The sequence below is a fragment of the Nonomuraea sp. NPDC050643 genome, assembly GCF_040654715.1.
Taxonomy (GTDB): Bacteria; Actinomycetota; Actinomycetes; order Streptosporangiales; family Streptosporangiaceae; genus Nonomuraea.
In genome coordinates, this window is record NZ_JBFAIM010000029.1 from 16,663 (window position 1) to 30,173 (window position 13,511).

Genomic DNA, 13,511 nt, shown 5'->3' on the forward strand with positions numbered 1-13,511 from the left:
CGCGCGGGAGCCGCACCGCGACAGGCGGACGAGAGAATGACGACAGATCACCGGAAGCGCGTTTTCTTAAACTTTGTCCAGCCAGGATTACTGGACAGTGGAATGGAGCTGATAAATGAGGCTCGTCAAAGAATTCGCGGTCACGGCCGCCGTCGCCGCCGCGCTGGTCGTGCCGGCAGCGCTGGCACCGCCGGCCATGGCGGCCGAAAACGGCCGCGTCAGCGTGGCAGGATCATCGGCCAATGATTCCGCCCATGTCATGGGCGGACGAGTGGGCCCGTTCCGGACCTGGCAGGAATGCCAGAGATCGCGCAGGGAATGGGACATCGATTACGGCGTCAGCCTCTGCTATCACTCCGGGCCCTACCCCGACATGTTCTGGTTCGACTGGTACTGATCGGATCAGCGGCGACGCACCAGCCCGTGCTCATACGCGTAGATGACGGCGTGTACGCGCGTCCGCAGGCTCAGCTTGTGGAGAATACGGGCGATGTGCGTCTTGACCGTCCCCTCCTCGATGGTCAGGGCCCTGGCGATCTCACTGTTGCTGAGACCGCCGGCCAACTGGTGGAGCACCTCCCGCTCACGGGCGGTGAGCCGGTCAAGAGCGCCGGTGGCCGGGGCAGGCGACAGCGCGGCGAAGCGATGGATGAGCCGCGTGGTGACCTGCGGGTCGAGCAGGCCCTGACCACGGTGCAGCACCCGTACGGCCTCCAGCAGCAACTCCGGACCACTGTCCTTCAGCAGGAACCCGGCGGCGCCCGCCTGGAGCGCGCCGAACAGGTACTCGTCGGTGTCGAAGGTCGTCAGCGCGAGCGTCGGGGGCGGCGTCTCGGTGGCCATGAGCCGCCGGATCGCGGAGATCCCGTCGGCCTTCGGCATCCGCAGGTCCATCACCACGACGTCGGGCCGCCGCCACAGCGCCTGGCGTACGGCCTCCACGCCGTCGGCCGCCTCGCCCACCAACGCGATGTCGGGCTCACTCTCGAGAGTGAGTCGCAGCGCGTTCCGCACGGCGGGCTGGTCGTCGGCGATCACCACGCGAATGGTCATGCTCGATCCTCCCGGACCGCCACGGGAGGTGCGACCGGTGCGGGGGCGATCGGGACCGTCGCCTGGACGAGCCATCCGCCCGGTGGCCGCGGGCCGGCCATGAGCGTGCCGCCGTGCTGGAGCACGCGTTCCGTCATTCCTCGTAGGCCGCGCCCTTGCGCGGCGGGGTGCGGGACGGCCGGACCGTTGTCGCGAACGGCCAGCGTCACCTCACCGTGATCGCGTCGCAGGCTCACCACCACCTCGGTGGCCCGCGCGTGCCGGACGGCGTTGGTGAGCGCCTCCTGGGCGACCCGGTAGACCGTGTGGGCCACGCCGGGCGGCAGCGGGTCGTGCGGGCCGTCGCGGCGTACGGTGATCCGCAACGGCGGGATCGAAAGCCGGCGGGCCAGTTCTTCGATGCCCTCCAGATCGGCGCTCGTGTCAGAGGGCCAGTCACGCAGCGTGCCGAGCAGGGCGCGTACCTCCCGCAGAGCGGTGGTGGACAGGTCGGCGATGGTGCCCAGGGTCGTGTCGGCGGTCGCGGACGACCCGCGCAGCGTCCGGCGGGTGGCGGTGGCCTGCATGTGGATCGCGGTCAGGTGGTGGCCGACGCTGTCGTGCACGTCGCGGGCGAGCGCCGCGCGTTCCTCCGCCACGGCGCGTCTGGTCTCGGCCTGATCCAGCAGCGTTCGGTGGCGGGCGCGTTCGCTGTGCAGCCGCAGGGCGCGGCCGACGGCCACGGGCGCGATGCCCATCACGACCAGGTCGGTGACCCCCGACACGCCTGGCAGGGCCGCCGGCAGCACCAGCCCGTAGCCGAGCGTCCACTCGACGGAGCAGCCCGGCACGAGCCACGGACGGTGCGGCAGGTGGTAGGCCGCCGCGCCGAACATCGCCATCGTCACCAGTCTCCCCGGCCAGCCGATCACCTGCAGGCCGAGCAGCGTCACCGCGGCCGACAGCAGGGCCCCCGCCAGGGGATGGCGGGCCCGCAGCGGCAGCGGGAGCGCCGCCAGGACGCTGAGGCCGGCCAGGAGGAGCGCCCCGGTCCGCCCCGGACCGCCGCCGCCGTCCAGCACGGTCAACGTGACGAGCAGGACGACGGTGGCGAGCAGGAGCCCCCCTTCCCGCACCGCCCGGACGCGTCGGAGGGCGCGGAGCCGGGGCCACCGCGGGGACGCCGGCGGCTGCGGAGGATGACGGTTCACGGCGGCCACGCTATGTCAGCAGGAGGCGCCGACCGGCGGCAGCGCGCCCGTGGTCAGGTAGCGGTGGACATGCTCCCGCACGCACGTGTTCCCGCTGAGATACAGGGCGTGGTCGCCGGTCGCGTTCAGGTAGCGGGAGCCGGGGTAGGGGAACTCCGCACAGATGAAGATGCGCGACAAGTCAGGATCCGGGAGTCCTTCCACCTTGGTGAAGAACGTGGCGTCACCGGCCTGCGCCTGGGAGATGCCGGTGGCCATCCGCTCCCACATCTCCTGGTAGGCGAAGCCGGAGCGGGAGACGATCTGCGTGTCGGTGACCGTGACGCCGGGACCCGCGGGGATCGGCTCGCGGCGGGCCGTGGCGAGCACCTCGTCCCAGACCGCCTCGACGTCCTTGCCGTGCAGGGCGCAGGTGGAGGTCCGCTCGCACCAGCCGGCGAAGCGATGGAAGTTGCCCTCCAGCGCCTTCGCACGCCGCTTCAGCCAGTCGCGCAGCGAGATCGTGGTGTGGTCGATCACGCTGTCCAGGTACATCCGCCCGACCTTGCCGGGAAACAGCTCCACGTAGGCCTGGGCGAGCGCGGTGCCATGGGAGTTGCCGAAGTAGGTCAGCCTGGACTCGCCGAGCGCCCGCCTGATGGCGTCCATGTCGTGGGCGGCCTGCCAGGAGGTGAGGCGGCCCGACAGGGGGCCCGCCTCCTTGCCACACGTCTCGCCGAAGGCGCGGTTCTTCGCGGCGTAGGCGTCGAAGGCCGCTCTGTCGGGGAAGACCCACTCGTACGTGAACGGCGCGGGCGTGGGGCAGGTGATGCCGCTGGACGTCCCGAACCCCCTCGGATCGAAGATCGCCACGTCGAACCAGGTGGTCAGGTCCTCGAAGGTGGCCTTGGCCTGCCGCAGGATGCGGATCTGCGCGCCAGGGCCGCCCGTCTTGACGAGCAGCACCCCTTTGCTGGTGGCCTGGTTCTTCGCGGGCAGCTTCGCCAGCCCCACAGTGATCTTGGCCTGTGCCGGCCGGGCCCAGTCGGCCGGCACCGTCAACCGGGCGCATGCCGGCCCGTCACCGCAGTCTGCCCAGGACAGCTCGGCCGCCTTCGCCGGTGGAGCGAGTGATGCCAGCAGAGCCAGGGCGCCGACGGCGGACCTGAGGACGAGGTTCATGCGGGACATGCTGGCCGGGCGGCGCGGGGCGCCGCATCTGCCGTTCGGCAGATCTTTCGCTCCCGCCGGGCGCCATCGGTTTCGAGGCCGAGGCGCGGCGTCGTGAACGGGGGCCGCGTCACCAGCCCCCGATGCCCTCCCCGGTCTTCGCCGCGCCGAGCGGCGCATGGGCGGCCGATCGGATGCGCCGCCGGTATTCGGTGGGCGTGAGCCCGACCAGGGTCCGGAAACGGCGGGCGAAGTACGTCGGGTCGTCCCAGCCGACGGCGGCGCCGACGCGGGCGGCCGGCAGGGTCGAGTGGGCCAGCAACGTGGCGGCCCGCTCGGCCCGCAGCCGGGCCAGGAAGCCCAGCGGCGTCAACCCGACGTACCGGACGAACAGCCGGCCGAGATAGGCGGGATCGAGATTGACCGCCCGGGCGAGATCATCCAGCCGCCACGGGTGCGCGGGCGCCGCCTCGAGCCGGGCGATGGTGGCGGCGACGGCGGGGTGGACGGCCGGATGGACGGCGGGGTCGAGCGTCTCCGGTTCGGGGTCACGACCGTCGGCCAGCACGCCGAGCACGGTGATCAGCCGGCCCAGCACCCGGCCCGGCCGGCTCTGACCGGCCCCGAGGTCTCGTTCGAGCCGGCCGATCTCTGTGATGGCCTCGTCGGCGGCGGCCGGATCGACGGTCGTGACCGCCACGCCGTGCGTGCCGGAGGCCACCGGGTCGGTCCACAACATCCGGCGCAGCATCGGGAGGTCGTACAGCGCCGCCAGTTCGCCTCGCAGCGCCTGGGCGGACAGGCAGCAGTTGGCGACGGTCAGGCCGGCGCAGTCGCGGAATCCGTGCCAGGCGCCGGGGCGGAGCACGATGACCTGCCCGTGCCGCAGCGGGCGCGCGCCCTGGCTGGTCAGGTGCCGGCCGTGGCCGGTCCCGATCACGGCGATCTCGAGGAAGTCGTGCGCGTGCGGGTCGATGTCGAGATCCACGTGGTGGACGCCGCCCAGGACCGGGCGCCCGGCGAACAGCTCATGCTCGTGCAGCGTGGCAGGCATGTCGGAATCGTACGACTGTCCGCCGGGATCGGCCTAGCCCTGACGGCGTACAACGACGACGCTGGTCGGTATCCCGACAGCAAGGAACCACGGAGGTCAGCGATGACAACGACCACGAACGAGCAGTCCGGCAGCGACGTCGGCGCCGACGGCCGGCTGCCGGACGACCTGGTGGCGGCGTACCGCGAACACGGTTTCGTCCGAGTGCGAGGCGTCCTCGATCCGGGCCAGGTCGAGCGCTTCCGGGCTGGGGCCGAGGCGTTCCTGGAGGCGCATAGGGCGGAGAGCCTGGAGCGGCAGGGCGTCTTCAGCCAGCTCGTCAACGTCTGGCAGCACGACCGGACGCTGCGGGAGCTCACCTTCGACGTGCGGCTCGGCCGGATCGCCGAACAGCTCGCCGGGTTCCCGCTGCGGTTGTGGCACGACCAGATGCTGGTCAAGGAGCCGCACAACAACGCCGCCACCGAGTTCCACCAGGATCGTCCGTACTGGCCGCACGCGGGCGACCGGCTCCCGCTGTCGGCGTGGATAGCGCTGGTCGACGTTCCGCCGGAGCGCGGCTGCATGACCTTCCTGCCCGGCACCCAGCATCGCACCGGCCTGCGCCCGCAGGACCTCCACCATGAGGAGGACCTGTTCGCGGCGGACCCGTCGCTGCGCTGGATCTCTCGCGTCACCGTGCCGCTCCGCGCCGGCGACTGCACCTTCCACAGCGGCTACACCGGCCACATGGCGCTGCCCAACCGCACCGGCCAGGCCCGGCTCGCGCACGTCACCATCTACATGGACGAGGCGACCCGTTACAGCGGGGCCGAGCACGTCGTGACCGACCCTCTCGGGCTCACCGTGGGCGACCGGCTGGACGGCGACGCCTTCCCCCGCCCCTGGGCGTAGGCCGTCACCGGACCCTGGCGCGAAACTGTCGGTGACGGCCTTCATACTCTGCGTCATGGCAGAAGAGGCCCTGGACATGGGCGAGATCACGATCTCCGACTGGTACGGCCACGCCGACAAGATGGCCGAAGTCCGCTTCCGCACGATCGCCAGACGCCTGCCCTCCCTCATCCGCCAGGCCATGGAGGTGGCCTGGCGGGCGAGTCCCCGCGACACCCTGTGCGCCGTCGTCCTCAACCTGCTCGGCGGCGCCTTCACCGCCTTCGGGCTGCTCGCGACGACGGGTGCGCTCACCGCACTGTTCACCGCCGGGCCGACGCTCGACCGGGTGCTGGCCGCGCTGCCCAGCTTCGCCCTGGTGGCCGCGGCCGCCGCGATGCGGGCGACGGTGCAGGCCGGGGCCGGATGGGCCCAGGCCCGCCTCAACCCCCAGATCTCCCGCCTGACCGAGGAGCGGCTCTACAGCCTCACCAGCGAGGTCACGCTCGCGGCCTTCGACGACCCCGACTTCCACGATGCCCTCGAACGCGCCACCGCGCGGGGGATGTACGTCGCCTCGACCGTGGTCGCCTCCACGATCGACGTGCTCACCGCCGGCATCGGGCTCATCGCCGTGGCCGGCGTGCTGGGCGTGCTGCATCCCGTCCTGCTGCCGCTGCTGCTGCTCGCCGTCCTGCCCGACTCGTGGGCCGCCGTCCGCAGCGCCCGCATGCGCTACACCACCGAATACGCGCTCATTCCCGCCCGCCGCCGCAAGTGGATCATCGGCAAGCTGCTCGCCGAGCGTGCCGCCGCCGCCGAAGTCCGCGCGTTCACCATGCGGGGTTTCCTGCTGCGCATGTACGACGCGGTCGCCACGGCCGAGCAGGACGTCCGGCTCGCCCTCGCCAGACGGCAGACGATCACGCGGCTGATCGGCGAGGCCATGGGCGGCATCGGCGCCGCGCTGGTCTACATCGCCCTCGGCCTGCTGCTGGCGGTGGCCGCGATCCCGCTCGCCGTCGCGGGCACCGCCGTCCTGGCCATCAAATCGGCCCAGACCTCGCTGGCCAACCTCATGTACGCCACCAACCGCCTCTACGAGGAGGGCCTCTACTTCACCGACTTCACCGCGTTCCTCGACCTCTGCGCCGACGGGCGCCGCCGGCCCGGCGCCCGCCCCGCCACCCCGGCGCTGACCGGCTTCCGGCGGATCACCGCCGAGGGGATCACGTTCTCCTACCCCGGCTCCGACACCCCGGCGCTGTCCGGGGTGTCCCTGGAGATCGAGCGCGGCGAGGTGATCGCCTTCGTCGGCGAGAACGGCTCCGGCAAGACCACCCTGGCCAAGATCCTTTCCGGCCTGTACGAACCCGACGACGGCGCGGTCCGCTGGGACGACATCGATCTGGCGGACGTCCACCCCGACGCGGTCCGCCTGCGCACCGCCGTCATCGCCCAGGACCACACCCGCTGGCCGCTGACCGCCCGCTACAACATCACCATGGGCACCGACAAAGGTGAGCCCGCCCTGCACGCGGCCGCCGCCGTCGCCGGGGCCGACGACGTCATCGCCGGCCTGCCGCACGGCTACCGCACCCTGCTCGACCGCCGCTTCAAGGACGGCCACGAGCTGTCGGGCGGCCAGTGGCAGCGCATCGCCGTGGCCCGCGGCTTCCACCGCGACGCCGACCTGCTCATCTGCGACGAACCCACCGCCGCCCTCGACGCCCGTGCCGAGCATGCCGCGTTCGAGGGCCTGCGCCACCACGCCGGCGGCCGTACCGTGCTGCTGATCACGCACCGCCTGGCCAGCGTCCGCTACGCCGACCGCATCTACGTCCTGGAGCACGGCAAGGTCGTGGAGCAGGGGACCCATGAGACGCTGATGGCCGCGGACGGCCTGTACCAGGAGCTGTACACCCTCCAGGCCACGGCCTACCGCTGACGACCGGCCGGCCTTCGTCACCCCCTCTCTCGCGTCACGCGAGAGAGGGACCGGCTCAGTCGAACAGCTTGTCCGTCACCGTCTTGGGATTCGGCGCCTTGACCGACACCTTGCTCCCCCATCCGGTGTATCGGGTGTCGACGGTGACGACGCTGCCTTCGAACTCGCTGTAGTCGTTCTTCACCCCCGTGGCCGTGTACGAGCTCGACAGCTTGCCGACCAGGCCCGCCGAGGTCAGGGTCAGCGTGTAGTCGATCTTCGTCTCGGCGGCCCACGTGCTGACCCCCGAGCGGGCGAACCAGGGCGACACCTTGGCCAGCTCCTTGAACGTGATCACACCGGCGACCTTGCCACCGGCCCTCGCACCGTTCTCGATCAGCGCCGACAGCGTCGTGGGCTCGGCGGGGTTGAGGATCTGCCCGTACACGCCGGGCGGCGCGCCGCCGCCCTTGCGCTTGAACCAGGTCTTGCCCTTCGGCAGCATCTTGGTCAGGATGCCGCCGGAATGGTAGGCGGTCCTGCCGATCGCGATCGTGCGGGACTTCTCGTCGTCCCACGAGGTGGTCGTGATGTCGTAGGCCGCCAGGCCCTTCCGATCGAACTGCAACACGCCCTTGCTGGTCTGCGCCTGCAACGTGTCGGTGCCGTCGGACCAGTTGGCCTTCTCGGTGAAACGCACCCCCTGCCCGGGGGCGAACTGGGCCGTCAGCGCGCGCACGGGATCCTTGGGCGCCGCCTGGGCCGGCGTGCCGGTCGCCAGGAGCGTTCCACAGGCCGCCGCACCAGTGATCATCTTCTTCATGACGAGGGATCATGCCGCAACCGCATCACGGCGCGGCCACGGCCGGGCGGCGCGGCTCACTCCCACGGCAGGGTCACCTCGACCCCGAACCCGCCGCCTGGCAGCGGTCCCCCCTGCGCCGTGCCGCCGAGTGCCTCGGCGCGTTCGCGCATGCCGATCAGCCCGTGCCCGAACGCGCCGGCCCGCCCCCGCTCCGTGCCCCCGACGCCCCCGACGCCGTCGTCGGTGACCTGGATGTGCAGCCCGTCATCCGCGTAACGCAGCGTCACCTCGGCGTTGGCGTCCTTGCCGGCGTGCTTGAGCGTGTTCGTCAGGGCCTCTTGCACGATCCGGTACGCGGCCAGGCCGACGTCAGGGGGTGCGGGACGAGTGGGGCCCTCGACGCGTAATCGTACGTCGATGGGCAGCCACTCGGTCAGCTCCCGGATCGCCTCGATCCCCGGCTGCGGCAGCGTCGGACCCTCCCGCAGCACGCCGAGCAGCATCCGCAACTCGGCCAGCGCGGTACGGCCCACGTGCCCGATCGCCTCGACGGCCGCCCTCGCCTCGGCCTTGTCGTCGTTCAGCAGCGCGACGCCCGCGCCCGTCGACTGGATCACCATGGCGCTCACGTTGTGCGCCACGATGTCGTGGAGCTCGCGGGCGATGCGGATGCGCTCCTCGGCCAGCGCGACCTGGGCCTTGCTCTCCTCGGCGCGGGCCGCGGCGCGCGCCACCGCCTCGGCCTCCGACCGCCGCAGCCTGCCCAGCCCCCAGGCCGCCGCGCAGGTCACGAACGACACCACGTACAGGTCGTCGGGAGGCTCCGGGAGCACCGGCCCCGCCCACATCCGCGCCACCGTCACGAGCGCCGGCAGCAGCGTGCCCGCGAGGAAGACGACCGGCCACCGCGAGGAGGTCCACCGGCCGCCGGTGTAGAGCACGAGCATGAGCGCGGTCGGCGTGCTCAGCTCCGCCCACGAGGCGTTCCACTCCGCCCAGATGTCCCACCGGCCGCCGGCGAGCCACAGCGTCCACACCAACGCCAGCACCGGCACCGGATACCGGCGCCGCACGGCGAGGCTCGCATAGGCCAGCAGGTCGCCCCAGAACGTCACCGGCAGGCTGCCGGGGCTGGCGATGGTGTGATCGCTGTAGGGCACCTCCACCAGGAGGAACGTGCAGGCCGCCGCGGCCAGCAGCGCGTCGGCGAGCTGAGGGTGCTCGCTCCACCAGTCCAGGGCTCGCCGCACCATGATCGAACACTACGGCCGGTACGTCATGCGCGCCAGCGCCGTACGCCCTGCGTCGCCGGGCCGGTCAGGGCGCGGGAGGTGCGGTGGCGCATGAAGCCTCCAGAGGGTCACGTCACGGCGTTCTCGACGGCACGCCGCACCTGAGGGGAACCGGCACCATTGTCAGGAAAAGCGGGCCGCGGAGCGTCAACCCACCGAGTGAGGATCGCTGCAACCTCCGCCGTACGGCCGGGCGGGCAGGGGTCAACCCACGCCGTACGCCGCCCCGCCTCTACCGCGGAAGTCGTAGCGGTGGTCGACGGCGCGGACGACGAGCGACGAAGCGTGACCTTCGATGACGTTATGTGACCGTGGCGCGCGGGAACCCTTCACGCGAACGCCTTCTCCCGCCCCGCCACGGAGGTGCCGGCTTGACCCGCCCGACCGACGGCTCCGTCCCGTCCCGCCCGAGCGGCCCGTGGACCTCGGCGGTGCCGACTACGGCCTGCCGGAGCAGACCTCCAACGTCGCCGCCTACCTGTCGAACATCCGATCCTGGATCAGCGGCAACAACGCCTGGAGCCGCAGCACCAAGCGCTACACCGGATAGAGCGGCTCCGCGAGGCGGTCGCGCACGGGACGGTGCTCGGCGACGTCCCGTCAGGTGGCGTCGAGGGCCGCGGTGATCTTGCGGGCCATGTCGGCCACGGTGGGGCCGGGCTCGCCCTGGTGGGTACGGGCGGCCGCCTCGATGGCGACCATGATGGTGCCGCGGAAGTTGTCGGCCTCGGCCGGATCCCGCTGCTTGAGCAGGCTCATGGCCGCCGTCAGGGCCGGCAGCACGTGGTCGGCGAGCCCGGCCACGGACCTGCCGTTCAGGTTCACGCCCCGCGACTTCTCGGCGAGCACGTGCCCGACCAGGCCGGTCGCGGAGTACAGGGCGACGGAGCCTTCGGTGGCGGCCTTGTGGGGCCGACCGGCGGCACCGGCGGCGGCCATCAGCGTGACGGCGCCGTACGCGGCGGTGCGCAGGGTGAGCTTGTCCTGGTCGGTAAGGGCGACGGACATGGCGACGTACTCCTTCGGACGGGCGGATGGTGGGAAGCGTCGTGGGCGGAGAGCGGAGCCGAGGAGGCGCCTCCCTTCGTCATGGCCACCACCATCGCCGACCGCTCTGATACCAGGCCGTCGCCGTGCTGACGCGGCCCTGACACCGGGCACCCGCACGGGACACCCTGCCGTCCACCTGTCTGGGCACCGGCCGAACTCCCGGGCGAGCCGTCCAGCGACCCCGGCCGCCGGTCGGGCGGCCGGGGGGCGCTCACGGCCGGGAGACGCCGTGGTAGTGCGGCAGGTCGAGCGGCGGCACCGGGAACCCGCCGGCCGCCGGCTCTTCGGACAGTTCCTCGAACTCCGCCTCCACCTGCGCCTTCCTGGCCTCCTTACGGCGCTGGCCGACGGTGTCGAACCGCATCCAGACGGCCAGCGCGCCGACCACGATGAGCACGCCGAGCCCGATGCCGAGCGTCCTGTCGCCCTCGTTGACCACGATGTTGCGCACGGCGGCCACCAGCAGGATCCAGGCCAGGTTGACCGGGATCAGCACCTTCCAGCCGAGCGACATGAGCTGGTCGTAACGCACGCGCGGCAGCGAGGCCCGCACCCAGATGACGAAGGCGAAGCACAGGACGAACTTGACGAAGAACCACAGCACCGGCACCCAGCCCGTGTGGGCCCACGCCCACGACATCGGAAGCGGCGCCCGCCAGCCGCCCAGGAACAGCGTGACGGCCATGCCGGCGGCGGTGAAGGTGTGCAGGTACTCGCCCATCATGATCAGGGCGAACTTCAGCGACGAGGAGTATTCGGTCTGGAAGCCGCCGACCAGCTCGCCCTCGCCCTCGGGCAGGTCGAACGGGATGCGGGCGGCCTCGCCGAACATGCAGATCACGTAGATCAGGAACGACGGGATCAGCAGCACCGCGTACCAGGTCTGCTCCTGCGCCCCGACGATCTCCGACGTCGACAGCGTCCCGGCGAACAGGAACACGGCCACGAACGACAGCGCCATCGCGATCTCGTACGACACCACCTGCGCCGCCGACCGCAGACCACCGAGCAGCGCGTACGGCGAGCGCGACGACCACCCGGCCAGCACCACCCCGTAGACCGACACCGCGCCCATGGCCAGCATGAACAGCACCGCCACCGGCAGGTCCACGAGCTGCAGCGGCGTCCGCACGCCGAACAGGTTCACGACCGGCCCGAACGGCACGATCGAGAAGGCCAGGAACGCCGGCACCACCATGATGACCGGCGCCAGCAGGTAGAGCACCCGATCCACCCTGCGCGGGAAGAGGTCCTCCTTCAGGCCCATCTTGATCGCGTCGGCGACCGACTGCAGCAGACCGAACTTGCCGGCCCGGTTGGGCCCGTAGCGGTGCTGCATCCGCGAGATCAGCTTGCGCTCGAACCAGACCCCGAAGACGACTCCCAGCGCCAGAAAGAGGAACACCATCACGGCCTTGATGATGGTGATCCACAGCGGGTCCTTGCCGAAGTCGGCGAGGGTGGGATCGGCCGCGAGAACGCCTGCCATGACGTGTTGCCCCTTCCTGTCCCCCGGCACCCGTTCGGCCCGGAGCGGAAGGTCACGCTAGCCGGTGAGCCGATCGGCGTCTTGAACGAATGCGAACAGCCGCTTCGGCGTCATCTGCGCCATCGCCCGGACCTCGCGGGTGAGGTGCGGCTGGTCGGCGTAACCGCAGGCGACGGCCTCGTCCAGGGTGGCCGAGGGTCGTCTCCACGTGTCCACGACCCGCTGGAACCGGGCGATCCGGGCCACCGTCTTGGGCGACAGGCCCACCACCCGGCGGAATCCGAGCTCGACATAGCGACGGCTGACGCCCAGCTCAGCGGCCAGGGCCGCGATGGTGGGCGGGCCGGTCGGCGCCTGCAGCCGCCACCACGCGCGCATGATCAGGTCGTCGGGGCCGGGGTCGGGGCGCAGCCACGCCGTCAGCCGCTCCTCCAGCAGGCCGAAACGGTCGGCCCAGCCCGCCGACGCGGTCAGCCGGTCGGTCAGCTCCGCGGCACGGGTGCCGACAAGGTCTTCCAGCCGCACGGTCGTGCCGGCCACCTCGCGTACGGGGGTCCCGGTCAGCGCCGACATCCCGGCGGGGGTGAGCCCGACCGCCACCCCGTGACGCCACGGCGTATGGGCCGAGAACGTGGCGGTGGCGCGGGGGCCGGTGACGATCGGGCCCATGCCGGTGAAGTCGATGATCAGGGTGGCCGCGTTGAGCGGCAGCATCCGGCTCGGGTGAGCGGGCTCTCCCGCCCGGGTGCGAAAGCCGGCCCACCCCAGCACGTAGGGACGCAGGCGCGGCGGCGACGGACGGGCGACCATCTGGTACGGCTCCGCCTGCGGCTGCGTGGGCAGTGAATGAATGGCCATCACCCGGCAAGCCTGCCCTGGCCCCACCGGCCCCGTGATCCCGGAGGGGTGTCAAGGGGGTTGTCCCGTAGCCAGGTCAGGACCTGGTCGGCGTGCTCGTTCGGCGGAAAGATCGGATAGAAGACGTGCTCGATCACGCCGTCGCGGATGATCAAAGTTAGCCGCTTGTACAGCGTCGGCCCGCTGGTCTCGAACGTGGGCAGGCCGAGCGCCCCGGCCAGGCTCCGCCCGGGGTCGGAGAGCATCTGGAACGGCAGGAGGAGCCGCTCGACCACCTCACGCTGATAGTCGGTGTCCTGGCTGGACAGGCCGAGCACACCGGCCGCGCCGGCGGCGAGCAGGTCCTGGTAGTGGTCGCGGAAGCCGCAGGCCTCGGGCGTGCAGCCGCGCGCTCCGGGAATCGAGTCCCAGCCGTCGGGCAGGTCGGTGCCCGGGCGGCCGGTGAGCGGATAGATGTAGATCACCGTCCGCCCGGCGCCGAGCGCGTCGAGGCGGACCGTCGCGCCGCCGGTGCCCGGCAGTTCCAGGTGCGGCATCCTGGCGCCGGGCAGATGAACGGCCGCGCCGTCGTCCTCGGGGACGGGCAGGCCGGCGGGCAGGCTCGTGTAGTCGGTCATCAGGTCCTCTCCTCCGGTGGCCGGCGAGACGCGGGAAAGTAGCGCACCGCTTTGGTCGTCACGCCCGCCCGGCGGGCCAGCTCACCGATCTGCACGTCTCTCACCTCGATGAACGCTAAACCTTGCCCTCAAGGGTAAGGTCAAGCCCCATCGA

14 protein-coding genes are annotated in these 13,511 nt (G+C 71.6%); 4 read left to right on the forward strand and 10 right to left on the reverse strand.

The window, feature by feature from the left end; all coding sequences use genetic code 11:
- Positions 1-115: 115 nt before the first annotated feature.
- On the forward strand, positions 116-397 hold the full coding sequence (locus AB0I15_RS33430) for a hypothetical protein (protein ID WP_358104159.1): 282 nt from the start codon (positions 116-118) through the stop codon (positions 395-397).
- A 5-nt stretch (positions 398-402) separates the two neighbouring features.
- On the opposite strand, the gene AB0I15_RS33435 is transcribed toward AB0I15_RS33430, so the two are convergent.
- From AB0I15_RS33435 to AB0I15_RS33450, 4 genes are all read right to left on the reverse strand, one after another.
- On the reverse strand, positions 403-1,053 hold the full coding sequence (locus AB0I15_RS33435) for a response regulator transcription factor (RefSeq protein WP_358104162.1): 651 nt from the start codon (positions 1,051-1,053) through the stop codon (positions 403-405).
- The gene (locus AB0I15_RS33440) at positions 1,050-2,243 is read right to left on the reverse strand and encodes a sensor histidine kinase (RefSeq protein WP_358104166.1); all 1,194 of its coding nucleotides are present in this window, start codon (positions 2,241-2,243) and stop codon (positions 1,050-1,052) included. Before AB0I15_RS33440 ends, AB0I15_RS33435 begins: the two co-directional genes overlap by 4 nt.
- 15 nt (positions 2,244-2,258) lie before the next feature.
- On the reverse strand, positions 2,259-3,404 hold the full coding sequence (locus AB0I15_RS33445) for an alpha/beta fold hydrolase (RefSeq protein ID WP_358104168.1): 1,146 nt from the start codon (positions 3,402-3,404) through the stop codon (positions 2,259-2,261).
- A 118-nt stretch (positions 3,405-3,522) separates the two neighbouring features.
- Positions 3,523-4,446, reverse strand: coding sequence for an AraC family transcriptional regulator (locus AB0I15_RS33450; RefSeq protein WP_358104171.1), 924 nt, complete (start codon positions 4,444-4,446; stop codon positions 3,523-3,525).
- Positions 4,447-4,548: 102 nt separating this feature from the next.
- Between AB0I15_RS33450 and AB0I15_RS33455 the strand changes: the two genes are divergently transcribed.
- Positions 4,549-5,340 (forward strand): phytanoyl-CoA dioxygenase family protein, encoded by a 792-nt coding sequence (locus AB0I15_RS33455; protein WP_358104174.1) that lies wholly within the window; start codon positions 4,549-4,551, stop codon positions 5,338-5,340.
- A gap of 55 nt (positions 5,341-5,395) precedes the next feature.
- The gene (locus AB0I15_RS33460; protein ID WP_358104177.1) at positions 5,396-7,267 is read left to right on the forward strand and encodes an ABC transporter ATP-binding protein; all 1,872 of its coding nucleotides are present in this window, start codon (positions 5,396-5,398) and stop codon (positions 7,265-7,267) included.
- A 55-nt stretch (positions 7,268-7,322) separates the two neighbouring features.
- Here the strand turns inward: AB0I15_RS33460 and AB0I15_RS33465 are convergent, their stop codons facing one another.
- A complete protein-coding gene (locus AB0I15_RS33465; protein WP_358104180.1) occupies positions 7,323-8,069 on the reverse strand; it encodes a hypothetical protein in 747 nt (248 codons plus the stop codon).
- Between the two features lie 56 nt (positions 8,070-8,125).
- A complete protein-coding gene (locus AB0I15_RS33470) occupies positions 8,126-9,304 on the reverse strand; it encodes a histidine kinase (RefSeq protein WP_358104183.1) in 1,179 nt (392 codons plus the stop codon).
- 457 nt (positions 9,305-9,761) lie between these two features.
- Between AB0I15_RS33470 and AB0I15_RS33475 the strand changes: the two genes are divergently transcribed.
- Entirely contained in the window at positions 9,762-9,893 is a 132-nt protein-coding gene (locus tag AB0I15_RS33475; RefSeq protein ID WP_358104186.1) for a hypothetical protein, read from the forward strand.
- 50 nt (positions 9,894-9,943) lie between these two features.
- Here the strand turns inward: AB0I15_RS33475 and AB0I15_RS33480 are convergent, their stop codons facing one another.
- The 4 genes from AB0I15_RS33480 to AB0I15_RS33495 form a co-directional block, all read right to left on the reverse strand.
- The gene (locus AB0I15_RS33480; protein ID WP_358104189.1) at positions 9,944-10,351 is read right to left on the reverse strand and encodes a hypothetical protein; all 408 of its coding nucleotides are present in this window, start codon (positions 10,349-10,351) and stop codon (positions 9,944-9,946) included.
- A gap of 253 nt (positions 10,352-10,604) precedes the next feature.
- Complete coding sequence (gene nuoH, locus AB0I15_RS33485; RefSeq protein WP_358104192.1) at positions 10,605-11,882, reverse strand: NADH-quinone oxidoreductase subunit NuoH; 1,278 nt, start codon at positions 11,880-11,882, stop codon at positions 10,605-10,607.
- Positions 11,883-11,939: 57 nt separating this feature from the next.
- On the reverse strand, positions 11,940-12,740 hold the full coding sequence (locus tag AB0I15_RS33490; RefSeq protein ID WP_358104475.1) for an AraC family transcriptional regulator: 801 nt from the start codon (positions 12,738-12,740) through the stop codon (positions 11,940-11,942).
- Complete coding sequence (locus AB0I15_RS33495) at positions 12,740-13,357, reverse strand: peroxiredoxin (protein ID WP_358104195.1); 618 nt, start codon at positions 13,355-13,357, stop codon at positions 12,740-12,742. The genes AB0I15_RS33490 and AB0I15_RS33495 overlap by 1 nt, the downstream gene beginning before the upstream one ends.
- Between the last annotated feature and the right edge of the window lie 154 nt (positions 13,358-13,511).